This is a genomic window from Aquabacterium sp. G14, from assembly GCF_037482285.1.
In the GTDB taxonomy this organism is placed as follows: domain Bacteria; phylum Pseudomonadota; class Gammaproteobacteria; order Burkholderiales; family Burkholderiaceae_C; genus Aquabacterium.
This window is the reverse complement of record NZ_JBBEYB010000001.1, coordinates 273,312-297,412: the sequence shown is the minus strand read 5'-3', so window position 1 is coordinate 297,412 and position 24,101 is coordinate 273,312. Positions and strand designations below refer to the sequence as shown.

Below are 24,101 nucleotides of genomic sequence, written 5' to 3'. Positions count from 1 at the left end.
AATCTTCGGTCATCCGAAAGAACCGTCATGGCCGGGGCCATGAAGGGCTTTCATTCTTGCAACCAGGTGTGGTGAAGATGAACAAGCCTTTCATTTCGCTGTGTCCCGAGATCACCCGTTCAGACGCGCTGATGCTCAGGGATTGGCTGGAGGACAAGAGCGTGACCCGCTATCTGAGCGACTCACGCGACGTTTCCCGCTCCATTGAGCAAGTCCTGGGTCGGGTCCAGTTGCCGATCCTGACCCATCTGTTCAACCAGGGCGGCCGCTTCTTCATGGCCTACGACAGGCACGACGAGCCCGTGGGTTTCGTGCGCCTCGTCAAGACCGACCGCGACTGCGAGATGGTGCTGGTCATCGGCAACCGCGACAACTGGGGCCGCCAGCTCGGCGCCAGCGCCATCCGGGAGGGCATGAAGCTCGCGTTCTTCGACATGCGCGCCGACAAGCTCGTTGCCAAGATCCACACCGACAACGAGCGTTCGCTGAAGGCCTTCCTGCGCAGCGGCTTCCTGCTCGACAGCGAAACGCCGACGATGAAGTCGTTTGCGATGAGTTCGGAGCGCTACCTCCGCATCTTGCGCGAGACCCCTGCGCCCCACACGGCCGACATCGTCATCACAGAAATCGACAAGGCCCGCCTCAAGAGCTTGCTGGACATTGAACCGGCCACAGACAGCTTCGAGCTGGCGCACGAGGTCGAGCGCGCCATCGTGGTCGATCCCCGTCAGGTCTCAGAAGACGTCATCACCATGAACTCCAAGGCCGTGCTGCACGTCGACGACGAAAAGGTGGAAGTGGCGCTGGTGTACCCCGAGGATGCCGACGACCATGCGGGCAAGTTCTCGGTGTACTCGGACCTCGGCACCGCCATCCTGGGCTACAAGGAGGGCGATGCCTTCCACTGGCGGATGCGCCATCGCACGCGCCAGATCCGGATCGACAAGGTGCTGTACCAGCCCGAGGCGGCGGGGGACTTCCACCTGTGAGCGTGCGGGTGACAACGACGCTGGGAGCAAATGCCCCCATCCTGATCTGGCGCATTGGCAAGCTTGGAAGGATGCAGTAAGGTGATCAGCACCCCTCGGTCCCTTGCGGCCCCTCACCGTTCTGAAGCGTCATGCCCATGAAACCGTACCTTCACCTTGCGCTCACCGTGTTCGCCCTGCACGTGGGCGGCGCCGCTCTGGCCGCATCCCCTGCACATGACCATGGGCATGGTGCGACCGAGCACACCTTGCAACTCAATGAGGGCAAGAAGTGGGAAACCGATGCGCCGTTGCGTGCGGGCATGCTGGAGATCCGCAAGTCGATGGCGGCCTCACTGCACGCGATCCACGAGAACAAGATGTCGACCAAGTCGTATGACCGACTGGCCAAGCAGGTGCATGCGTCGGTCGGCCAGATCGTCGCGACCTGCAAGCTACCGCCCGCCGCTGACGCCCAGTTGCACATCGTGATTGCCGACCTGCTGGTGGGCGCCGACCAGATGGCTGGCAAGGTGAAGGGCACCCCGCGCATGGACGGGGCCGTCAAGGTGATCGGCGCCCTCGAAGCCTACGGCGAGCATTTCGATGACCCCGGCTTTCAGCCCATCGAACACTGACACCACAGGGCGGATGGCACGCCCTCAACCCGGAGAGCACAGCGATGAGCACCGACCCGACAGCGCCCGAAGTGCGCAACCTCAAGCAGATGCTGCAGTACCAGGAGCAGGCGGTCGTCAGCCGGATGCTGGTCAAGAACCCGGCCGGCAACGTGACCCTGTTTGCCTTTGATGGCAACGAGGGGCTCAGTGAACACACGGCGCCCTATGACGCGCTGATCATCGGGGTGGAAGGTCGCGCCGAGGTGACCTTGGGCGGCGTGCGTCACACCCTGGGGGAAGGCGACAGCTTGCTGATGCCCGCCAATGTCCCGCATGCGGTTCATCCGGTCGGTGGCTTCAAGATGCTGCTGATCATGATCCGTGGCGTGAAAGAGTAGGCGCACCGCCGCTCGGCCGCCAAGGGTGAGCCGGGTGACACCAAGCAGGCCATGCGTGGATTCGCCGTACTTGACGCGCTTTTGTCCACGATATCCCACCTCAAAACGAGGTCCAATGTGGGTCGCCAATTCTTCAGCTTCAGAAGTAGACCCATGATCCACGCTCGCTCCGTCTCCCGACGCCTCCTGATGGCGTGCGTTGTCGCCTGCGCTGGCGCGCTGGCCGCTTGCGCGTCCATGGAGCCACCGGCCGGCATCCCCCCGGTCAAGGCCTTTGACGTGTCTCGCTATGAAGGTCGCTGGTATGAGCTGGCACGGCTCGACCATTCGTTCGAGCGCGGCATGACCGATGTCAGCGCCACCTACCAGCGCCAGCCAGATGGCAGCGTGCGCGTCGTCAACCGCGGCTTTGTGGCGGCCAAGAACACCTGGAAAGAGGCTGTGGGCAAGGCGCTGTTCACCGGCGACGAGCAGACGGCGTCTCTCAAAGTCTCCTTCTTTGGCCCGTTCTATGGCGGCTACCATGTGGCCGCGCTCGACCCTGATTACCAATGGTCGGTGGTGGTCGGCCCTGACCGCAGGTACGCCTGGATTCTGGCGCGCACCCCACAACTGCCAGCCGACGTGCAAAAGCAGATCGTGGCGAAGATGCAATCGCTGGGCATCGACACCCAGGCTCTGATTTGGGTGAGCCACAGCCGAACCGATCCGAAGCCATGAGCGCAGCCCGCCCCCTGCCGATTGCCATCCTCGGCGCGGGCTTGTCGGGCCTGTCGTGCGCGCAGGCCCTTGTGCAAGCCGGTCACCACGTTCACCTGTTCGACAAGAGCCGAGGCCCCTCGGGCCGCATGAGCACACGGCGCAGCGAAGACGCCCTGGGCCCCTGGCAATGTGACCACGGTGCCCAGTACTTCACCGCCCGCGATGCAACCTTCCGGCGCGAAGTGCAACGCTGGCAAGCCGCGGGCGCCGCCGCGCTGTGGGATGCCCGCCTGGTGAGCTTTGACGGCCTGGCCTGGGGCACACCCGAGACGCCGTTGGCGCGCTTTGTGGGCACCCCACGCATGACGTCGCCAGTGGCCTGGCTGGTGCAGGACCTGGGTGAGCGGGTGCGAACCCAATGGCAAACCACGGTGCAGGCGCTGGCCCGTGACGACACGGGCTGGGCCCTCACCTCGGCCGAGCACGGACAGCTGGCGCCCCGCTACCAGGCGGTGCTGCTGGCCATGCCGGCGCCCCAGGCTCAGCAGCTGCTGCGTGACGTGGCCCCTGCAGGCGCCGCCGCGGCCGCGCGTGCACGCATGCGCGCCTGCTGGGCCGTGATGGTGCGCTGCCCCACACCGGTGTCACTGGACTGGGAAGGCGCTTTCGTCAACGCGGGCCCACTGCGCTGGGTCGCCCACGACCGCAGCAAACCGGGGCGCACGGGTGCAGACACCTGGTTGTTGCACGCCAGTGCCGAATGGAGCGAGGCCCACGTGGAAGACGATGCGGCCACGGTCACCGCCACCTTGCTGGCCGCGTTCGCAGCGCTGGGCGGTCCCGACCCTGCACAGGTGCAGGCCACCGCCCACCGTTGGCGCTATGCGGACACGGAGCCTGCCCTGAACCTGGGCTGCTGGTGGGATGCCCAGGCGCAACTGGGCCTGTGCGGGGACTGGCTGAACGGCGGCAAGGTGGAAGGTGCCTGGCTCAGCGGACGAGCCTTGGCACAGCACGTGGCGCCTGCGTCTGCAGGCTAACTCTCGCTCCGCTCAGCCCTTGGCTGGGGTGCCTGGCGAAGTGGGCAAAGCCAGCGACGCCGCAAAGCCCGTGGCCTGCCCCGGCCGGGGTGATTGCAGCACCAGCGCGGTGTTCAGGCGCTGGGCAATCGCCTGCACGATGGCCAGCCCTAGGCCGCTGCCGTCCGACTGCGCACCAGCCCGCTCGAACCGCTCCACCAGCCGCGACAACACCTCGCTCGACACCACCGGGCCCTCATTGGCCACCGTCAAGCCACCCTCGTGCGTCAAGGCAATCTGGACGGGCGCATCGGGCGCGCCATGTCGCAAGGCGTTCTCAACCAGGTTGCGCAAGAGGATGGCAAACACATCCGGGTCCAGGTCCGACATCACCGGCTCGGCAGGCACGGTCAGCGCCAACCGCCCAGCAGCACCGGGCATGCGAGACAGGTCGTCCGTCAGGATGCGCGCCACCCTGCGCAGGTCCGATGCGTGATCCAGACGCAGTCGCCCGCCTTCGGCACGGGCCAGTTGCATCAGGCGCTCTGACAGCCTTGTCAGGCGCTTGAGCGTCGCTTCGATGTCGGCGGCGCGGACCTGGGCCGCGGCGTCATGGGTTTCGGCTTGCAGGCGCTGCGCTTGCGCGATGGCGCCGGCCAGTGGGGTGCGCAGCTCGTGGGCAGCGTTGGCCGCAAAGCTGCGCTCGGCCTCAAAGGCCGCGCCCAAGCGGGCGAGCAGCCCGTTGACCGTCTCTGCCACGGGGGCCACCTCGGTCGGCAGTTCGTCCACCGGGACGGGGGACAGGTCCCGCGCGCCCCGTGCGGCCAGCCGATCACGGAAGCGCCGCAGCGGCACCAGGCTCGCACGCACGCCCAGCACGATGGCCAGCAGTGCCACGGGCAGGACCACCAGCAGAGGCAAGGCCAGCCCCATCAGGATGTCACGCCCCACGCCTGAGCGATGGGCCAAGGGCTCGGCCACCGTGAGCCGGACCGAGCCTTGCAACGTCTCTTCGCTGTAAAAACGGTGGGTGGCGGACTGGCTGAAGCCCGCCCCGCGCCAGGGCGGAAAGATGGCCGGATCGGCGTCATGTGAGAGCAGCAGCACCCGCCCTTGCGCATCACGCACGACATAGCTGAGGATCTCGTCGTGCTCACGGGTCTGGGCCAGGCGATGGGTCGGGTCGGCGTCCTCGCGCGCCAGCACCTCGGCCACGGCCAGCGGCAGGATGCGCTGGGCCGTTTCCTGCAACGCGGCGTCGAACACCTCCTCCATGGCCTGGCGCGTCAGCACCGCGGTCACCGCCGCCGCCCCCAGCCAGAGCACCGTCAGCAACACCCCCAGCGACAAGGCCAGGCGCTGCTGGAGGCTGCGCGGCATCTTCATGCCGAGCCCAGGCGGTAGCCCAGCCCCCGTTCGGTCTCGATCACGGTCGCGCCCAGTTTCTTGCGCAGACGGCTGATGTGCACCTCGATGGTGTTGCTCTCCACCTCGGCATCGAAGGTGTAGAGCTTGTCTTCCAGCTGCGCCTTGGACAGCAGCTGCCCCGGTCGCGCCAGGAAGGCTTCGAGCAGCGCCCATTCGCGCGCGGTCAGCTGCACCGGCGTGCCATCGCGCAGGATGCTGCGCGCGCCCAGGTCGATCTGCAGGTCCCCGTGGGTGATGAGGGGGTTGGGGTTGCCGCCATAGCGGCGCGCGACCGAGCCGATGCGGGCCGACAGCTCGGCCAGGTCGAAGGGCTTGACCAGGTAGTCGTCGGCGCCGGCATTGAGCCCTTCGATGCGGTCGGACACCTGATCGAGCGCCGTCAGGATGATGACCGGCTTGGCCTCGCCTCGCGCGCGCAGGCGCTTCAGGAAGGGCAGACCCCGGCCGTCGGGCAGCATCAGGTCGAGCAGGACCAGGTCATAAGGAACGCCCGCGACCGCCGCGTCGGCAGCGTCCAGGCGCTGCACCCAGTCGACCGAATGGCCATCGCCCGCGATCTGGTCGCGCACCGCGGCGCCCAGAACAGCGTCGTCTTCAATCAGCAAGATCCGCATTCACACCTTCCCACGCTTTCCCGGCGCGCTCACGCCACCACGAACCTGACGGGAAGCTGACACACCTCCAACGCCTCGTTCAGCTTGCAGTCAGCTTGGCGGCGCATCCTTACGTCATCAGTCATCAACAAGGATATAGGAGCCACACCATGAAATCACTCTTCCCCATCGCCTTCGTCATCGCCATGACCGCCTCGGGCGCCGCGCTGGCCGCTGATGATTGCCATCGCCCCATGGCCGAATGGCAATCTCGCGAGAACGTCACCGCCCATGTCACCAACCGCGGCATCACGACCGAGCGCCTGCGCATCGATGATGGCTGCTACGAAGTCCGTGGGCGCGATGTCGACGGCAACCAGGTCGAACTCAAGATCGACCCGGCCTCGCTCGCCATCCTGGAGCTGGAGGTGCGCTTCCGCCCCGACGCCGACACCGCGCGCTACCTGCCCGCCGCTCGCGGTCACGCGGGGAAGATGGGCAAGCCCCAGGCTGGCAAGCCGCTGAACGTGCCGGCCGCTGCCCCCGCCGGCTCGCGTTAAGTCAAGGAGTGCATGATGCGCTGGACCGGTCCCCTTCTGGCCACGCTGGCCGTGCTGTGCGCGGGCCTGCTCGGCGCACAGACCTATGCCCCCTACGGCACGGAGACGGCCCTGGGCATCGCCCTGGGGTCGGCCTCCATCGCCGCGATGAGCCTGACCTTGGTGCTCTCCACCCGCCCCTCCTGGATCGAACCCTTGTTTGGCGGGCTCGACCGGATGTACGGGGTGCACAAGTGGCTGGGCATCGCCGCCCTGGCGCTGATGATCGGGCACAACACGATCGAGCCCGAGCTGGACAACGTGGTGCGTGAAACCCGGCTGGGGGACATCGCCGCGGATGTGGGGGAGTTCGCCCTCAACGGCTTCATCGGCCTGATCCTGCTGAGCTGGTTCAAGCGGGTGCCTTTCACCCGGCTGGAGCTGCCTTGGCCACTGTGGCGCTTCACGCACCGCTTCACGGGCCTGCTGTTCGCCGTGGCCGCGTTTCACCAGTTCGCGATTGACCAGCCCGAAGGCCTGGACGGCACGCTGGGCCTCTACCTCAACACCTTGAGCGCGGCCGGGATCGTGGCCTGGCTGTTCACCCAGCTGGTGGCGCCCTTCCTGCGTCCCCGCAACTTTGTGGTCGACCACGTCGAACCGCACGGCACGGTGACGGAGCTGACGCTGCGCCCGGCCGGTCGCCCCCTGCGCTGGCGCCCGGGTCAGTTCGCCTTCGTGTCGGCCCCCGATGCGGGCATGGGCGAGGCCCACCCCTTCACCATCGCCAGCGCCCCGCGTGCGGACGGCACACTGAGCTTCGGCATCAAGGCCCTGGGCGGCTGGACGCGGCGTCTGCCCACGCGTCTGGCTCCGGGAAAGCACCTGCGGGTGGAAGGACCTTACGGTCGCTTCGTGTTCCGCAAGCGGGTGCGTCGCCAGCTCTGGCTGGCCGGTGGCATCGGCATCACGCCCTTCCTGGCCTGGGCCGAGGCCCTGACCGAGGCCGACCAGCAGGAGATCACCCTGGTCTGGGCGGTGACGACGCGGGCCGAGGCCTTCGCTGCCGAGCGCCTGAGCGCCATCGCCGCACGCCACCCCGGCTTGACGGTGCACATCGTGGCCAGCGCCGAAGACGGTCGCTTGACGGCAGCCCGGCTGGCCCAGCTGACGCCCTTCACGCTGCGCGACGCGGAGCTGTTCTATTGCGGCCCCGCAGGCCTGCGCGACGCGATCGTGTCCGACCTCCAGGCGACGGGACAAGGTCCACGCCGCATTCACCACGAGGCCTTCGAGTTGCGCTGAAAGCGTTTGCGCTTCGCCACCCTGGTCTCACTTTCTTTGCAAAGGCACCCTCATGAAAACACTCGTCTCCGGCCTGGCCTTGACCACGGCCCTCGCCCTGCCCGGTCTGGCCTCGGCCCGTCCGGTCACCCTGACCACCACGCTCAAGAACTACGGTGGCGATGGCGCCTACCTCGCGCTGTACCTGAGCGACCCGTCCGGCGCCCATGTGCGCACGCTGTGGGTCGCGGGTGAAAAGTCGAAGTACCACAAGCACCTGACGGACTGGTACCGCGCCACCGGCGGCGGCCGCGGGCAGATCGACGGCATCACCGGTGCCAGCGTGGGTGCAGGCCGCAGTCTGAAGGTGACGGTGGAACTGGCCGATGCCCTGTTCGACGCCGGCTACACGCTGAACGTGGACGCCGCCGCCGAAGACATGCGCGACAGCCCGCGTGACGTGTCGGTGCCGCTGACCAAGGCCGGTGCGGGCAAGCTCACCGCGGGCCGCCGCTACGTGGCCGGCTTCACCTACGGTTTGTGATCTGACACCGAGGCCCTGAGATGTTGATGCGCCCCCTGCACCGCTGGCCCGGCCTTGTGCTGGCCGCCCTCCTGTTCGTGACGGCCTTGAGCGGCGCCGCCCTGTCGCTGTTTCCCGCCCTGGAGGCCGAGCAGGCACCGACCGTGTCGGACACGCTGACCGTGGCCGAGCTGGCCACCCGCGTGCAGGCGAGCCATCCGGGCCTGGAGCAGATCAAGCGCGCGCCTTCGGGACGCATCACCGCCTGGTGGTTCGACGGTGAGCAGCCCGGCTCGGCCGTGATCGACCCGGCCACCGGCCGCGACGTGGCCAGCGCCGACCCGAACCCGACCCAGCGCTGGCTCACCACCTTGCACCGCTCGCTCTTCCTGGGTGATGGTGGCCGCCTGGTCGCCGCGGCGGGCGCGTTGACGATGCTGCTGCTGGCCATCACCGGCGCCTGGCTGGTGGCCCGGCGCACGGGGGGCTGGCACCGCTGGTTCACCCGTCTGCGCGGCCCCTGGGCGGGTCGCCTGCACACCGAGATCGCCCGCGTGGCTGTGCTCGGGCTGCTGCTGTCCGCGGTGACCGCGCTGTGGATGTCGGCCGAGACCTTCGAAGTCATCACGGTCGAATCCGCCAACCTCAATACCCCGGCCACGGTCAGTGGCCAGACCGGTCGGCCCCTGGCCCAGATGGACGCCCTGCGCGCCACCCCGGTGGCCGCGCTGCGCGATCTGAGCTTTCCCGCCGCAGGCGATCCTCAGGATGTGTTCACCCTGCGCACCACCCAGGGCATGGGCTATGTGGATGCCGGCACGGGCACCCTGCTGGCGTGGCAGGACCTGAGCCTGAGCCAGCGCGTGTCGGACACCATGGAGATGCTGCACACCGGTCGCGGCGCGGCCGTGCTGGGCCTCATCCTGGGCGTGATGGCCCTGGGTGTGCCCGTGCTGTCCGTGACCGGCGTGCTGGTCTGGCTGGCCGGGTGGCGCACCCGCCCGAAGCTGAGCGGCAACGCCCCAGCCGCCCAGGCGGACACCGTGGTGCTGGTCGGCTCCGAAAGCGGCAGCACCTGGGGCTTTGCCACCACCTTGGCCGAGGCCTTGCGCCGCGCGGGCCAGTCCGTGCACATCGCCCCGATGAGCGGCTTTGCACCGGCCCGCTACCGTCAGGCGCAACGCTATCTGATCCTGGCCGCCACCTATGGCGAAGGCGATGCCCCAGCCTCGGCCCAGGGCTTCCTGGCCCGTCTCCAGGCCCTGGACGCCCCACCCACCGCCCCGCTGGCCGTGCTCGGCTTTGGTGACCGCAGCTTCCCGGCCTTCTGTGCCTTCGCCGCAGCCGTGACCGATGCCGCCCACACCAAGGGCTGGCCCACCTTGCTGCCTTTCGACACCATCGACCGCCAGTCGCCGCAGGACTTCGCCCGCTGGGGCCGTGCACTGGGCGAGGCCCTGGGCACGCCTCTGGAGTTGGCCCACCAGCCCACGCTGCCCGCCACCGAGATGCTGACCCTGGTGGCGCGTCAGGACTACGGAAGCGCCGTGCAAGTGCCGATGTCCATCCTGCGCTTTGCCTTGCCCCCCACCTCGCGCTGGCAGCGCCTGACCGGCCAGGGCTTCACACGCTTCGAACCGGGTGACCTGCTGGGCATCGTGCCGGAAGGCTCACCGGTGCCTCGCCTGTACTCACTCGCCTCGGGCGCGCGGGACGGCTTCATCGAGATCGTCGTGCGACGTCACGTTGGTGGCCTGGTCTCGACCCAGTTGACCGAGTTGGAGCCGGGACAGACGGTGCGTGCCTTTGTGCGTCCCCACCCAGGCTTCCATGCCGACCGCGGCCGCACCCCGCTGATCCTGATTGGCGCCGGCACCGGCGTCGGCCCCTTGGCCGGCTTCATCCGCGACAACACGGCCGGTCGGCCCATTCACCTGTTCTTCGGGCTGCGCCACCCCGACAGCGACTTCCTCTATCACTCGGAGTGGTCGCGCTGGCAGGCCGAAGGCAAGCTGACGGAGCTGTCTCTGGCCGTGTCACGCAGCGCCCAACCGCAGTATGTGCAGGATGCCCTGCGCCAGGCTGCGCCGCAGGTGGTGGATGCCATCCGTCACGGCGCCAAGGTCATGGTGTGCGGTGGCCGGGACATGGCCCGCGGTGTCAGCGAGGCCTTGACCGAGATCCTCCAACCCGCCGGGCTGACCCCCGCGATGCTGAAAGCCGGAGACCGCTATGTCGAAGACGTCTACTGAGTGGGTGCGCCATGCGCTGAACGGCCCCACCATGGGCACGCGCTGGTCCGCGGTGTTCTTCAGCGCACCCGGCCTGGATGTGGCGCCGATACAAGCCGCCCTCCAAGCCGCGGTGAACGAGGTGGACGCACAGATGTCCACCTGGCAGACCGACAGCAACCTGATGCGCCTGAACCGCGCGCCGGTGAACACCCTGGTCGAGGTGCCTGCACACCTAGCTCATGTGCTGAGCCTGGGTCTGGCCATCGGCCGCGCCTCGGGCGGTGCTTTCGACATCGGCATGGGCGATGCCGTGCAGGCCTGGGGCTTTGGCCCGCAGGACGCCAACGTGGACCGCATCCGCAGCGCCATGGCCGCGCCGCGTCGGCCGGCGCATGAATTGCTGCAGATCACCGGCGACCTGGTGCGCAAGCAAGACGCCATCACGCTGGACCTGAACGGCATCGCCAAAGGGTATGGCGTGGACCGCCTCGCCGAGACCCTGCGCACCTGCGGCATCGCATCGGGCCTGGTCGGCATCGACGGCGAGATGCGTGCGATGGGCTTGCGCCCCGACGGCACGGCCTGGGCGGTGGCGGTCGAAGCGCCCGACACCGAACGCCGCGCGCCCCATTCGGTGCTGGCCCTGCAGGATGCGGCCGTCGCCACCTCGGGCGACTACCGGCACTGGGTGACCGTGCAGGGCCGCCGCATGTCGCACACGATGGACCCACGACGCGGCGCGCCCCTGCTGTCCTCACCCGCCTCGGTCACCGTGGTGGCCCCGACCTGCGCCGGAGCCGACGCCTGGGCGACTGCCCTCATGGTGCTCGGCCCCGAGGCCGGGACAGCACTCGCAGATCGTCAAGGTCTGAGCGCCCTGTTCCTGATGCGCGATGCCGCCGGGGCCGTGCACGCCCGCGGATGCGGCCGGCTGTTCGACGAGGCGTGAGTTGGGCTGGATGCCTGAACGGTGGCGACCGACCTCAGACGTTCGCATCACCGTCGATGCTAGAGTGGGCCGATGTTCTAGCGCTTGTTGCCCGTGCCGGTCAGCCCGGAAGTACAGTGTGAGCAAATTCGGCTGCTCCACCAGCAAGGACCCGTCATTCAGCTCCTCGGGATCGTCACCGCGCTGGTGTGTGTCCTGATTTACTGGCCTCTGGCCCCCCACACGCAGCTGATGTTCTGGCTGGGCGCGCACATGGCCCTGTCCCTGCTGCGGCTGGCGAGGACCGCTCGTTTCAATCGTCAGCCCCCCAGCCATCCAGACGATCTCACCCGTAGCGCACGCCACTATGTGCGTGAGACCCTGGCCTCAGGGCTGCTCTGGGGCAGCTTCTGCCTGTTTTTGGACTCCGCCTGGCCGACGTCCTATCAGGTCATCCTGATCACGATCTACACCGGGATCATCGCTGGCGCCTTCAACAGCCACGCCTCCTATTTCACCGCTTTTGCGGCGTTCTACCTCCCGCCGGTAAGCATGATGGTCTTCACCGCGCTCCAGCAGAAGCAACCCGGTTATTCCGAAATGGCCGTGCTCTTCACGGTCTACGCCATCCTGATGTACCTCTCGGCCCTGCGCTTTCACAAGCAGCTGGCCGAGTCGCTGGAAACTCGCTACGACAACGAGCGTCTGGCCGCAGAGTTGGCGGACAGCAATCGCCAACTGCAGCAACTGGCAGAAAAGGATGACCTGACCGGCATCCCCAACCGGCGCTCGCTCGACCGCTGCCTGGAACAGGAATGGAAACGCCATTGCCGCAGCCGGCAACCTCTGTCTGTGCTGTTCATTGATGTCGACTACTTCAAGCAATACAACGATCACTATGGTCATCAGGCGGGTGACCAATGCCTGATCCGCATCGCCCAGCTCCTGCACCAGCATGCCAAGCGCGCCACCGATCTCGCCGCGCGTTTCGGCGGTGAGGAATTTGCCATGGTCTTGCCTGACACCGATGCCAGGAACGCCCGTCGCATCGCTGAAGAGATCCGCCATGACTTCGCCGAACTCGGCCTGCCCCACGCTGAATCGCCCATCCTCCCGCACGTCACGTTGAGCATCGGCATCGCCACCGTGATCCCCGAACACGGACAGACCTGCGAACACCTGTTGCTCGCCGCCGACGAAGCGCTTTACGCGGCCAAACGCAATGGCCGCAACCAGGTCAGCGAAGCCACATGCAGCCTGGGCCGCTGAGACTTCTGCGTCGGTCTGAATGCGAAGACCAGGCCCCGCGCCCCAAGGACTTCACGCTGCCGCCCAGCAGCTTGGCAAGCTGTTTGCCAACTTCATCGCCTTAGCCTGGCCTCCCAGCGCAAACGCAGGGCTTTGAGCACCTCCAGCAACGCCAGCGTCACCACGGCCACACCGGCCGCCTGGGCCGCCAGGTCCGCCGTCAAGGGCTGGAACTGAAAGAGCGCGCGAAGCGCGGGCAAGCCCAACACCAGACTCAGCAAGGCCGCGGTCACGCCCAGCATGGTCCACAGCGCGCGATTGGGCCGCCGCAGGCTTTCCAGCAGGTGGTTGCCCACCGAGCGGTTGCTCACGATCAGGGCCACGTTCGCGCCCACCAGCGCCACAAAGGCCGCGGTGCGTGCCGCCGCTTCGGGCGTGGCGACCGCCAGCAGCCACATGTAAAAGCCACCAATCACCCCCATCACCAGCCCGCCTTGCAGCATGCTGCCCCACAACAGGTCGGCGCTCAGCAAAGGTGCACTGGGGGGGCGCGGTGGGCGCTGCATCACATCGCCCTCTTCCGGCTCGGCCTCGAACACCACCGAGCACACCGGGTCGATGATCAGTTCCAAAAACGCGATGTGCACCGGCACGAACAGCAGCGGCAGGCCAAACAGCAGCGGCAGCAGCGACAGGCCGGCAATCGGCACGTGCACGGCCAGCACGAAGGCCATGCCCTTGCGCAGGTTGTCGTTGATGCGCCGCCCCAGGCGCACCGCCTGCGCGATCGCGCCAAAGTCATCGTCGAGCAGCACGAGGGACGCCGCTTCGCGCGCCACGTCGGTGCCACGCGCGCCCATCGCCACACCGATGTCGGCGGCCTTCAGCGAAGGCGCGTCGTTGACACCGTCGCCGGTCATCGCCACCACCGCGCCATTGGCCTGGCAGGCGCGCACGATGCGCCACTTCTGCTCGGGCGTGACGCGCGCGAACACGGCCGTGTGGCGCACGCGCTCACGCAAGGCCTCGTCGGACAAGGCGGCAATCTCTTCACCGCGCAAGGCCCCACCGGCCGTGTCCAGGCCGGCCTGGGCGGCAATCGCCAAGGCGGTCGCGGGGTAGTCACCGGTGATCATCGCGACGCGGATGCCGGCCTGCCGGCACATCTGCACCGCGTCCACCACCGACGGGCGCAGCGGGTCCATCAGGCCGACGAGGCCCAGGAACTCGAAGTCCAGGTCGTGTTGGATGGCCGGCCAGTCGGCCCCCGGCTCATGCCCGCGCAGCACGCCCCGCGCCACGCCCAGCACGCGCAGGCCCTGCGCGGCCAGCGCCTCCACCTGCAGACGGATCTCGGCGATCCGCGCCTCGGGCAGGTGGCACAGGTCGGCCACGGCCTCGGGGGCGCCCTTGGCGGCCACCACATGGCTGCGGTGACTGGGTCGCTGCCACACGTGCGACATCGCCAGCAAGTCGGGACTCAGCGCATAGGCGTGCGCCAAGGTCCAGTCCGGGTGCAGGTGCTCGCGGTCCTGTTCGGTCAGGTGGCTCTCGGCCAGGTCCCAGAAGGCCTTTTCCATGGGGTCGAACGGGTCGCGCTGGCTGGCCAGAATGGCGTACTCCAGCACCGCGTGGAAGGTTTCGGGCAGCACCGGACTGCCGGCGCTCCAGGCCTGATCCCCCACCTGCAAGGCTGCCACCGTCATGCGGTTTTGCGTGAGCGTGCCGGTCTTGTCGGTGCACAGCACGGTGGCCGAACCCAGGGTTTCGATGGCGCTGGCGCGGCGCACCAGCACGCGCTGGTGGGCGATGCGCCAGGCGCCCATGGCCATGAACACCGTCAGGATCAGCGGGAACTCCTGCGGCAGCATGGACATGGCCAGGGTGATGCCGGCCAGCACCGCCGCCAGCACATCCCCGCGCACATAGGCGTACAGCAGGGCCACGCCCAGGCTCAGGGCCACGCCGACCACGGCAAACGCCCGCACCCACTGGCGGGTCTGACGCTGCAGCGCCGATGGCGTCGTCTCCAATTGGCTGAGCGCCTGCCCGATGCGCCCGATCTGGGTCTGCGCCCCGGTGTGGCGCACCTGGGCCAGCCCCTGTCCACGCACTACCAGGGCGCCGGAGTACACCCAGGGCAGGTCGTCGCCCCCGGGGGCGCATTCGTCCACCTGGGGCCAGGTTTCCGGGGGACAGGCCTGCTTGCGCACCGGCACCGACTCGCCGGTCAGCAGGGACTCGTCGGTGTGCAGTTCGTGCGCCTCGCACAGCACGGCGTCGGCGGGCACGCGGTCGCCCTCGGCCAGCACGATCAGGTCGCCCGGCACCACCTCGCGCCCGGCCACACGGCGGCGGCGCCCGTCACGGATCACCAGCGCGCGCGGGCTGCTGAGGTCGCGCAGGGCCTCCATCACCCGCTCGGTGCGCGTCTCCTGCACCAGGCTGATCGACAGCGACAGCACCACGAAGGCCAGCAGCGCCAGCGCCTCGGCCACGTCCCCCAACACCAGGTAGATCAGCCCGGCCGCGATCAACAACTGCAGCATGGGCTCGCGCACCACCTCGGCCGCGATGCGCCACACCGAGCGGGGGCGGGCCTGCGGCAACTCGTTGGGGCCGTGCGTGCGCAACAGCTCGCTGGCCACGGGCTCGCTCAGGCCGGTATCGTCAAAAGAGGGCGTCGTCGCCATGAAAAGCATCCGCGCAGTGGGCCATTCGGCATCCTATCCGACCCAGAAACGAGGTCAATGCGGCACTTGTAGACACAAAAGCCCGCCTTGTGACAAGCTGCCGCGTCTTGTATGGCCCAATCGAATTGATACAAATCAACTTCACGATTGGATGTTGGCGCACTTTCCGACACCAGGCCCTTGACATGCGACTGAATCTTCCCGTCACTCAACGCGAGTACCCCTTCCCTCCGAACCGCACCCTGGTGTCCGTGACCGACCTGAAAGGCCGCATCACGTACTGCAATCCTGCGTTCATCGAGGTGAGCGGCTACAGCCGTGAAGAGCTGCTGGGCCAGCCGCACAACATCCTGCGCCACCCCGACATGCCCGCCGAAGCCTTCCGGGACATGTGGGCCACGATCGAGTCGGGCCGCCCCTGGTCGGGCGTGGTCAAGAACCGCCGCAAGAATGGCGACCACTACTGGGTGGTGGCCGGCGCCACCCCGATGATGGACGGCGACCGCATCACCGGTTACCTGTCCGTGCGCCACGAGCCCACGCGTGAGGCCATCCAGGCGGCCGATGCCTTGTATGCCACCATGCGCGCCGAGGCAGAAAGCGGCACGCTCAAGCATGTGCTGCGCAGCGGCCAGGTGCTGCGTGCCGGCTGGTGGGGCGGTGTGCAACACCAACTGCGTGCCAGCACCCGACTGCGCCTGGTGGCTGTGCAAGGCACCGGTGCCGCGCTCACCGCGGGCGCCGCCCTGCTGGGCGCCCCTGCCGCGGTCACGGCCGGGTTGGCTGTGCTCGCCGGGGTGGGCAGCTACCTCGCCACCCGCGCACTGACCATCATGCCCATCCAGCGTCTGCTGGACGATGCCTACCACCTGTCTGCCGGCGACCTCTCGTTCCCGATCGGCACCGGCGCGCGCGGCGCCGCGGGCCAGTTGCAACAGGCGATGATGCAGATGTCACTGAACCTGCGCACCGTGGTGCAGGACGTGCGCAACGAGGTGGACCACCTCAGCACGGCCGTGGCTCAGATTGCCGCCGGCAACCAGGACCTGGCCTCGCGCACCGAGTCGCAGGCCAGCAGCCTGGAGCAGACCGCCGCCTCGATGGAGCAGATCAACGGCACCGTGCAGCAAAGCGCCGATGCCGCCCTGCGTGGCGCGCAACTGGCGCAGGACACCTCGCACATCACCCACCGTAGCAACGAGGCGGTGCAGGCGGTCACGCAAACCATGGCGGGCATCGCCGAGTCTTCGCGACGCATTGGCGAGATCATCCATCTGATCGAAGGCGTGGCCTTCCAGACCAACATCCTGGCACTCAATGCAGCGGTAGAAGCGGCCCGGGCCGGCGAGGCAGGCCGTGGTTTTGCCGTGGTGGCATCGGAAGTGCGCTCGCTGGCCCACCGCACCAGCGAGGCCGCCCGCGAGATCAAGCAGCTCATCCACGAATCGGCCGAGCGTGTGCAGGAAGGCGAAGCCCGCACCAACGATGCGGGGGCCCGCATGCGCGAAGCGATCGAAGCGGTGCAAAAGGTCAGTGACGTGCTTGACGCCATCAGTGGCGCCTCGCGCGAGCAGCAACTGGGCATCGGCCAGATCAACGAGGCGGTCTCCCACATGGACTCGATCACCCAGCAGAACGCCGCGATGGTCGAAGAGCTCGCTTCCACGGCACGCTCCCTCACGTCGCAAGCGCAAGGGGTGAGCCACTCTATGCGGCTGTTCCGCCTGCAGCGCGGCGAACACACCCTGACCGATCTGGACGCCGTGGCCCTGCGCCGCGAGGCCAAAGGTCACTGAGCCCCCAACGTACCCGAACCACGTCCCGTCAGATCGCCTGACGGCGCTCGGTCAACCAGGTCAGCAGACCGGTCTCATCGAGCGGGCGGGCAAACAGCCACCCCTGCCCCTCTTCGCAACCCAGCTCGCACAAAGCCTGGCGCTGCGCCTCGGTCTCCACCCCTTCGGCCGTGATGCGCATGCCCAGGCTGTGCCCCAGGCTGATCACCATGCGGGCAATGCTGTCGTCGTGATCGAGTTCGTTGATGAAGCTGCGGTCGATCTTGAGGCGCTGGGCTGGCAGGTGGCGCAACACGCTCAGCGACGAGAAGCCCGTCCCGAAGTCGTCGATCGCCACACTCACGCCCAGGGCGCGCACGGCATCGAGCAGCGGACGGATCACCGCCAGGTCGTCTGCGGCCATCGACTCGGTGATCTCCAACTCCACCTGGGAAGCCGGCACCTTCGCATCGTCAAGCGCGTGCTGCACGGTGGCCACAAAGTCGGGCTCGCGCAGTTGGGCTTGCGAGACATTGATGGCCATGACCAGTTCATGCTCGCCCGCCGCACGCAAGCGCGCCAGTTGCTGACAGGCGCTGCGCAGCACGAAGGTGCCCAGCGCGCCCATCAGACCCGACTGCTCGGCCAGCGGAATGAAGCGGTCCGGCGGCACCAGCTGCCCGTCGCTCATGCGCCAGCGCAACAGTGCCTCGACCCCCTGAGGGCGCCCGTCGTGCAGCGACACCTTGGGTTGGTAGACCAGGAACATGTGCTGGGCATCGAAGGCATGGCGCAAGCCGGACAGCAGGCGCATGCGCTCGCGGGCGTCCTGGCCCATGGCCGCCGAGAAGTACACGGCACTGCCACGCTGGCGCAGCTTGGCCTGCTTCAAGGCCACATGCGCATCCTTGAGCACCGCCACCCCGGCATCGATGCGGTCGGCCAGTGGCACCAGCCCCATGGTGGCCGACACGCGCACGTGCTGGCCGTGGATCTGCACCGCGTCATGCAACACCTGCTGCAGGTGGCCGACGGCTACCTCGTCACTGGGTCCCAGCACCCCGAAAATGTCCGGCCCCAGTCGGGCCAGATGGCTGCGCGGCAGGCCCTGGCTCAGTCGGTGCGCCACCGCCTGCAGCACGGCGTCACCGAATTCGTGGCCCAGCGTGTCGTTGAGTGCCGAGAAGTCGTCGATGTCGATCAAGGCCAGCGTGCTGTCGGCGCGCTCCATCAGACGCGCGTCCAGCATTTCGAGCAGGCGGTTGAGGTTGGGAATGCGCAGCAGCGGGTCCACATAGGCCTGGTCCACCAGACGGTCGTAGAGCAGCACGTTCTCGAACCCCACGGCCATGCTCGCGCAAAACACCTGCAGCAGCTGACGGTCGATGTCGTTGAGCGCGCGCTTGACATCCACATAGGCGGCCAGCCCACGCCCGTTCTCCATCGAGAAGTACAGCAGCATGTGAGGCTCGAAGCTGCTGCGACGCTGGGCCAAGCAGTTCGCCAGCGCCTCCTGCACCGTGGGCAGCTCCAGCTCATCCAGGGGACGGTGGATGAGGTGGCTGAAACGCCCCGCCGCCGCGATGACGCGGGCCGGCTCGTCCTCCGCATGCAGACCATCTTGTGCGCAGATGAGCCCGGCGGGCTCGACGTTGAGCAAGGCTCACAGCTGGCTGACCACGCCTTGCGCGAACATCTGCATGCCATGCATCTTGGTCAGCTCGGTGCTGGCCTGGATGACCATCTCGAACCCACGGCGGATCTCCTCGTGCGCACGCATCTGCCGGTACGAGCGCACCGCCGTGGTCAGGCTGGTGAACAGGCGCACGCGCGTCAGCTCCGACTTGGTCTTGTAGTCGTTGATGTCGTAATGACGGATGGTGTCGAGCTCGGGGGCATAGCCCGGCTGGCCCGTGCGCAAGATGATGCGCACGGCCTCGCGCTGCAGGTCCTGTCGCACATGGCGCACCAGTTGCAGGCCGGCATCCTCGGTTTCCATGACCACGTCGAGCAGGATGACCGCCAGATCGGACACCGCCTCGACCGCGGCGCGCGCTTCGCCCGCCGAATAGGCATGCACCAAGCTCAAGGGACGGCCTTCCACCAACAGGCCGCGCAAGGCCAACTCGGTGGCACGGTGCACATCCTGATCGTCATCGACCACCAGCACGCGCCAGGTTTGCATCGCATCGCCGGCATCGGGGCTTGCGGGGGCGTCGTCCTCGTCAATGAGGATCAGGTCGTCGTCAACCATGTTGCACCATGTTGTGAGAAGCGGCGGTATGAGGCGCCTCGCAAGGCAGGTCCAGGGTGACCGTGCACCCTTGATCGGGCTGGCTGCTCACCTGCACACTGCCCCCCAACAGGCCGGTCACCAGGGTGTAGACGATGTGCAGTCCCAGGCCGGAGCCGCCGCGCCCCAGCTTGGTGGTGAAAAAAGGATCGAAAAGACGCGACAGGTGGGCCGGGTCGACCCCGCAGCCGTTGTCGGTCACGGTCAGGCGCACCCGCTGGGCGGGCAAGGACTCGGCGCGGATGCGCACCTGGTGCGGATGGGGCCGGTCGTCGAAGGCGTGCACCACGGCGTTGTTGACCAGGTTCATGAGCACCTGGGTGAGCGGGCCGGGGTAACTGTCCATGCGCAAGCCAGGTGGCGCCTCGTCGATGAGTTCGACCTGGCTGCGGCGCAGCGTGGGGCTGAGGGTGAGGTGCAACTCGTGCAGGACCTCGCCCAGCTCGAATGGCCGGCGCTGGTAGCTGGACTGGTCCACCGCCACCTGCTTGAAGCTGGCGATGAGTTCGGCCGCGCGCCTCAGGTTGCGCTCGATGACCTCCGTGGCCTCGCGCCAGTGCCCTTGGAACTGCTGCAAGGTGCTGCGCTTGAGCCCTTGGGTCACGCTGTCGTCAAACTGCTGCTGCAGGTCACGCAGGGTGCTCGACACCATCACGGCATTGCCGATGGGGGTGTTGAGTTCGTGGGCAACCCCGGCCACCAGGGCCCCGAGGCCGGCCAGCTTTTCGGAGCGCACCAGCTCTTCCTGCGTGCGCTGCAGGTGATCGATGGCCGATTGCAGGGCCTGGGTCCGCTCTTGCACGCGGCCCTCCAGCGAGGCGTTCAGGGCCTCCAGCTCGGCCTGAGCGCGGCGCGGCAGCGTCACGTCCACAAAGCTGGTCATCAGCTCCTTGCCCACCATGGCCCCGCCCACCAGCACATTGCGCATCTGCCCGTCTTTGCAGCGCACCTGCACCTCCGTGGGCTGCATTTCACGGCCCTGGTCCATCACAGCGGACAGGGCCTGCTCCCACAGGGACAAGGCCATGGCGCGGTAGGTCTGATCCGGGTAGGCCAACTCGACCCACGTCGGGATGTCGGGCACTTCGTCGAGGGTGTAGCCCAGCAACTGGGTCCACTGACGGTTGACCGCCAGCACCCGCCCACGCGGCTCCAGCAGCGCCAGCGGCACCGGGGCCAGTTCGAACAGGCGCTGAAAGCGCTCGGCACTGTCCTTGAGCGCCTGCTCGACCTGCAGACGTTCGGTCACGTCGCGCATGATGGACACGAAGCGGCCCTGACGGGGCTGCCCGCTGTCATCTGTCAGGGTGTGGGCCGGGTTGAGCACGACCTCGGCCGTGAACTCGCTGCCATCCGGGCGCAGATGGCGCCACAGAAAGCGGCGGCGCACCCCCGACAGGGCATCTGCAATCCGACGCTGGGCCAACTCCATTGAAGGGATGCCGCCCTCCTGAAAAGGCGGAGACAGGTCGCCCGGGTGTTGCCCGATCAGGTCCGTCCGCGAGCGGCCAAACAGCAAGGTGGCCGCTGGATTGCATTCGATGATGCGGTTGTGCTCGACCAGCAAGATGGCATCGTTGGCGCTTTCGACCATCTCTCGGTATTCGCCGATCGAGGCTTGCGCGGCGGCGCGCTGCACCGTCACATCCTGGTAGCTGGACAGCAGTTGCATCTGCCCGGCGATGTGCAGCAGACGCCCGGCCACCAGCATCTGACGCACCCGGCCTTGTCGGTCGGTCAGGGCCATCTCCAGCACCTGCGGCTCGCCTGCCTCGCCCTCTGCCAGGCCTTGGTTGATCAGGCGGTGCACCAAACCGGCATGCACCAAGGGATCCAGCCAGGGGGACGCGGTGGCAAACATGTGGTGCCAGGCACGATTGCCTCGCCAATGCACGCCCCGGCGTCCAGCCCCCACTCAGGGCCCATTTAAAAGAGGGTCAACGACGCGTCAAGGTCAGCGCCAACTCGTGCTGCAACGTGGGGTGTGGCACCTTGTCGTAAGGCGGCTTGGGCCAGTCCCACAGCGACGCCGGCAAGAGCGCCCGCATCGCGTTGATGTCGCAGTGGTAGGGCGGGCCTTGCACCACGCCTTCCTGGCTGGCCGCCGCGCGCAGCATCTGCATGAACAACACCCACAGTTGGCCACCCGGCTTGAGCCAGCGCTGCAGCTGTGCGGTATAGGTCTGCCAATGGTCCGGGTGGATGGCGCACAGGCAGGTTTGCTCGTAGATGGCGTCAAACGGCGCGCGGGGCTCGTAGGTCAGCGCATCGGCGCGCACCACCTCGGCCTTCACACCTCGCTCGGCGCACAGGGCCTGGGTCAGGTCCACGGCGGCCTGGGTGTAATCCAGCCCGACGACCTCGAAGCCGCGGCGGGCCAGCTCGGCCACTTCCCAGCCGCTGCCACAGCCGGGCACCAGGATGCGACAGGGTTGCAGCGCGCCGCTGTCGAGCCAAGCCAGCAGTTGCGGGCTGGCCGCGCCGCGGTCCCAGGCGATCTCGTTCTTGTCAAACTTCTCTTGCCAGAAATCGGCGGTGGGGCCTGCCATGCGGTGCTCCCCTCAGGCCGCGTTGCGCATCGGCACGGCACCCGCGCGGTTGAGGCTGCTGACCAAGGCCTTGAGCGAGGCGGTCACGATGTGGCCATCAATGCCCACGCCGAAGTGCTCCTTGCCGTTGACGGCCACTTCGATGATGGCGCAGGCCTGGGCGCCACCGTCCACGCTGCCGCCCTTCATCGAGCGCTCTTCATAGCTGCGCACCTCGACCACGATGCTGGCGCTGGCGAAGGCGTGCACCGCCGCCTGGATCGGACCGTTGCCCTCGCCGGTGAGGATGTGGGTCTGGCCGTCGATGTCCACCGTGAGGCGGATGCCCTGGGCGTCGCCGTTCTCATAGAGGTGGTGTTCGCGGTAGCGCACGGGGGCCACCGGCTCGATGTAGGTCTGGGCGAACAAGCCCCAGATGTCGTCGGCCGTGACCTCGCCGCCGTGCGTGTCGGTGTGCTGCTGCACCACGCCCGAGAACTCGACCTGCATGCGACGCGGCATGACCACGCCGTGCTCGGTCTCCATCAAATAGGCGATGCCGCCCTTGCCCGACTGGCTGTTGACGCGGATGACCGAGTCGTAGGTGCGACCCACGTCGGCCGGGTCGATGGGGAGATAAGGCACCGCCCAACGCTCTTCTGCCTTGTGGGCAGCAAACCCCTTCTTGATGGCGTCCTGGTGGGAACCGGAGAAGGCCGTGAACACGAGATCGCCCACATAGGGTTGGCGTGGGTGGATCGGGAGCTGGGTGCAGTACTCGTAGGTGCGGGCCACGGCGTTGATGTCGCCGAAGTCCAAGCCGGGCTCGACGCCCTGCGTGTGCATGTTGAGCGCCAAGGTGACGAGGTCGACGTTGCCGGTGCGCTCGCCGTTGCCGAACAAGCAGCCTTCGACGCGGTCGGCGCCGGCCATCAAGCCCAACTCGGCGGCGGCCACGGCGGTGCCGCGGTCGTTGTGCGGGTGCAAGCTGATGATCACGCTGTCGCGGCGGGCCACATGGCGGTGCATCCACTCGATCTGGTCGGCGTAGACGTTGGGCGAGGCCACTTCGACGGTGGCGGGCAAGTTGAGGATGACCTTGCGCTCGGGCGTGGCACCCCAGGTTGCGGTCACGGCATCGCAGACCTCGCGGGCAAAGTCGAGATCGGTGGACGAGAAGTGCTCGGGGCTGAATTCGAGCGTCACGCGGGTCTCTGGCATCTCGGCGGCGAGCGACTTGATCAACTCGACGGCGGCCACGGTCATCTTCACCACCTCTGCGCGGTCCATGTTGAACACGGTCTCGCGGAAGGCGTCGTCGGTGGCGGCGTAGAAGTGCACGATGGCCTGCTTGGCGCCCTTGATCGACTCGAAGGTGCGGCGGATGAGGGGCTCGCGGGCCTGGGTGAGCACCTCGATGCTCACACCCTCCGGGATGCGGTCTTCTTCGATGAGGCTGCGCACGAAGTCGAACTCGGTCTGCGAGGCCGAGGGGAAGCCCACTTCGATCTCCTTGAAGCCGATGTCGCAGAGCATCTGGAACATGCGCATCTTCTTGTCGACGTTCATCGGCTCGAACAAGGCCTGGTTGCCGTCACGCAGGTCGGTGCTCATCCAGATCGGCGCGCGGTCGATCACGCGGTTGGGCCACTGGCGATCGGTGAGGACGATCGGGGCGAAAGCGCGGTACTTGACGTGGGAGGAGGCAGACATGGCGGGCATCTCGTTGTGAATCTCAATGCCCAAATTCTAGGAAAGAAGGACTGGCAGGTGCTTGCGTTGTGTGCCATGATTTGGCATCCATTTGGCAGAAAGTTGCGCAAACATGAATTCAGACGGCAATCTCATTGAGCTAGACCGCTACGATCGGCAAATTCTGGCCGTCTTGCAGGAGGATGGCCGCATCAGCAACCAGGACCTGGCCGACCGCATCGGCCTGTCGCCCTCGCCCTGCCTGCGCCGCGTGCGCGCCCTGGAGGACGCCGGCCTGATCCGCGCCTACCGCGCCCTGCTCGACGCCAAAAAGCTGGGCCTGACGCTGATGGCCCTGATCGGCATCTCGATGGACCAGCACACGCCCGAGCGCTTCGCCAGCCTGGAGCAGGCCATCACCGCCCTGCCCGAGGTACTCGAATGCCTGCTGATCACCGGCCAGCAGTCCGACTACCAGCTCAAGGTGGTGGTGCGTGACATGGACGCCTACCAGGACCTGCTGCTCAACAAGATCACCAGCATTCCTGGGGTGACTGGGGTGCACACGAGCTTCGTGCTGCGCCGCGTGGTCGACCGCACCGCGCTGCCCGTGGGGGCCGGCTAGGTGACGCCTTC

The 24,101-nt window shown here is 67.5% G+C and carries 19 protein-coding genes and 1 pseudogene; 13 read left to right on the top strand and 7 right to left on the bottom strand.

Going from position 1 to position 24,101, the window contains the following annotated elements:
- Positions 1-77 precede the first annotated feature (77 nt).
- From WIT60_RS01390 to WIT60_RS01370, 5 genes are all read left to right on the top strand, one after another.
- Positions 78-989 carry a bifunctional GNAT family N-acetyltransferase/nucleoside diphosphate kinase regulator gene (locus WIT60_RS01390; protein ID WP_339582157.1) on the top strand — a complete coding sequence of 304 codons (912 nt, stop codon included), beginning with the start codon at positions 78-80 and terminating at the stop codon, positions 987-989.
- A 137-nt stretch (positions 990-1,126) separates the two neighbouring features.
- Positions 1,127-1,606, top strand: coding sequence for a hypothetical protein (locus WIT60_RS01385; protein ID WP_339582156.1), 480 nt, complete (start codon positions 1,127-1,129; stop codon positions 1,604-1,606).
- A 44-nt stretch (positions 1,607-1,650) separates the two neighbouring features.
- Positions 1,651-1,986, top strand: a complete 336-nt coding sequence (locus WIT60_RS01380; protein WP_339582155.1) for a cupin domain-containing protein — start codon at positions 1,651-1,653, stop codon at positions 1,984-1,986.
- 153 nt (positions 1,987-2,139) lie between these two features.
- Positions 2,140-2,706, top strand: coding sequence for a lipocalin family protein (locus WIT60_RS01375; RefSeq protein ID WP_339582154.1), 567 nt, complete (start codon positions 2,140-2,142; stop codon positions 2,704-2,706).
- Positions 2,703-3,728: an NAD(P)/FAD-dependent oxidoreductase gene (locus WIT60_RS01370; protein ID WP_339582153.1), complete on the top strand. Its 1,026-nt coding sequence runs from the start codon at positions 2,703-2,705 to the stop codon at positions 3,726-3,728. The genes WIT60_RS01375 and WIT60_RS01370 overlap by 4 nt, the downstream gene beginning before the upstream one ends.
- Before the next feature lie 12 nt (positions 3,729-3,740).
- Here the strand turns inward: WIT60_RS01370 and WIT60_RS01365 are convergent, their stop codons facing one another.
- Together WIT60_RS01365 and WIT60_RS01360 are read right to left on the bottom strand one after the other, a co-directional pair.
- Positions 3,741-5,093: an ATP-binding protein gene (locus WIT60_RS01365; protein ID WP_339582152.1), complete on the bottom strand. Its 1,353-nt coding sequence runs from the start codon at positions 5,091-5,093 to the stop codon at positions 3,741-3,743.
- Positions 5,090-5,749, bottom strand: coding sequence for a response regulator transcription factor (locus tag WIT60_RS01360; RefSeq protein WP_339582151.1), 660 nt, complete (start codon positions 5,747-5,749; stop codon positions 5,090-5,092). Before WIT60_RS01360 ends, WIT60_RS01365 begins: the two co-directional genes overlap by 4 nt.
- A gap of 149 nt (positions 5,750-5,898) precedes the next feature.
- On the opposite strand from WIT60_RS01360, the gene WIT60_RS01355 reads away from it, so the two are divergent.
- The 6 genes from WIT60_RS01355 (at position 5,899) to WIT60_RS01330 (ending at position 12,505) form a co-directional block, all read left to right on the top strand.
- Positions 5,899-6,288, top strand: a complete 390-nt coding sequence (locus WIT60_RS01355) for a PepSY domain-containing protein (RefSeq protein ID WP_339582150.1) — start codon at positions 5,899-5,901, stop codon at positions 6,286-6,288.
- Positions 6,289-6,303: 15 nt separating this feature from the next.
- Positions 6,304-7,572, top strand: coding sequence for a ferredoxin reductase family protein (locus tag WIT60_RS01350; protein WP_339582149.1), 1,269 nt, complete (start codon positions 6,304-6,306; stop codon positions 7,570-7,572).
- A 52-nt stretch (positions 7,573-7,624) separates the two neighbouring features.
- Positions 7,625-8,095, top strand: a complete 471-nt coding sequence (locus WIT60_RS01345) for a DUF2271 domain-containing protein (RefSeq protein WP_339582148.1) — start codon at positions 7,625-7,627, stop codon at positions 8,093-8,095.
- Between the two features lie 20 nt (positions 8,096-8,115).
- On the top strand, positions 8,116-10,326 hold the full coding sequence (locus tag WIT60_RS01340) for a PepSY domain-containing protein (protein ID WP_339582147.1): 2,211 nt from the start codon (positions 8,116-8,118) through the stop codon (positions 10,324-10,326).
- A complete protein-coding gene (locus WIT60_RS01335; RefSeq protein ID WP_339582146.1) occupies positions 10,307-11,257 on the top strand; it encodes an FAD:protein FMN transferase in 951 nt (316 codons plus the stop codon). The genes WIT60_RS01340 and WIT60_RS01335 overlap by 20 nt, the downstream gene beginning before the upstream one ends.
- 93 nt (positions 11,258-11,350) lie before the next feature.
- Complete coding sequence (locus WIT60_RS01330; RefSeq protein ID WP_339582350.1) at positions 11,351-12,505, top strand: GGDEF domain-containing protein; 1,155 nt, start codon at positions 11,351-11,353, stop codon at positions 12,503-12,505.
- A 92-nt stretch (positions 12,506-12,597) separates the two neighbouring features.
- On the opposite strand, the gene WIT60_RS01325 is transcribed toward WIT60_RS01330, so the two are convergent.
- Positions 12,598-15,177: a cation-translocating P-type ATPase gene (locus tag WIT60_RS01325; RefSeq protein WP_339582145.1), complete on the bottom strand. Its 2,580-nt coding sequence runs from the start codon at positions 15,175-15,177 to the stop codon at positions 12,598-12,600.
- A gap of 185 nt (positions 15,178-15,362) precedes the next feature.
- On the opposite strand from WIT60_RS01325, the gene WIT60_RS01320 reads away from it, so the two are divergent.
- Positions 15,363-16,973, top strand: coding sequence for a methyl-accepting chemotaxis protein (locus WIT60_RS01320; RefSeq protein ID WP_339582144.1), 1,611 nt, complete (start codon positions 15,363-15,365; stop codon positions 16,971-16,973).
- A 28-nt stretch (positions 16,974-17,001) separates the two neighbouring features.
- On the opposite strand, the pseudogene WIT60_RS16955 reads toward WIT60_RS01320, so the two are convergent.
- The 4 genes and pseudogenes from WIT60_RS16955 to leuA all read right to left on the bottom strand — a co-directional run bounded on the left by WIT60_RS16955 (position 17,002) and on the right by leuA (position 23,486).
- Positions 17,002-18,951: pseudogene (locus tag WIT60_RS16955) on the bottom strand (putative bifunctional diguanylate cyclase/phosphodiesterase).
- 247 nt (positions 18,952-19,198) lie between these two features.
- The gene (locus WIT60_RS01305; protein ID WP_339582143.1) at positions 19,199-21,106 is read right to left on the bottom strand and encodes a PAS domain-containing sensor histidine kinase; all 1,908 of its coding nucleotides are present in this window, start codon (positions 21,104-21,106) and stop codon (positions 19,199-19,201) included.
- Positions 21,107-21,182: 76 nt separating this feature from the next.
- On the bottom strand, positions 21,183-21,794 hold the full coding sequence (locus WIT60_RS01300) for a methyltransferase domain-containing protein (protein ID WP_339582142.1): 612 nt from the start codon (positions 21,792-21,794) through the stop codon (positions 21,183-21,185).
- A 12-nt stretch (positions 21,795-21,806) separates the two neighbouring features.
- Positions 21,807-23,486 (bottom strand): 2-isopropylmalate synthase, encoded by a 1,680-nt coding sequence (leuA, locus tag WIT60_RS01295; protein ID WP_339582141.1) that lies wholly within the window; start codon positions 23,484-23,486, stop codon positions 21,807-21,809.
- 112 nt (positions 23,487-23,598) lie between these two features.
- Between leuA and WIT60_RS01290 the strand changes: the two genes are divergently transcribed.
- Complete coding sequence (locus tag WIT60_RS01290) at positions 23,599-24,090, top strand: Lrp/AsnC family transcriptional regulator (protein ID WP_339582140.1); 492 nt, start codon at positions 23,599-23,601, stop codon at positions 24,088-24,090.
- The last annotated feature ends 11 nt before the right edge of the window (positions 24,091-24,101 follow it).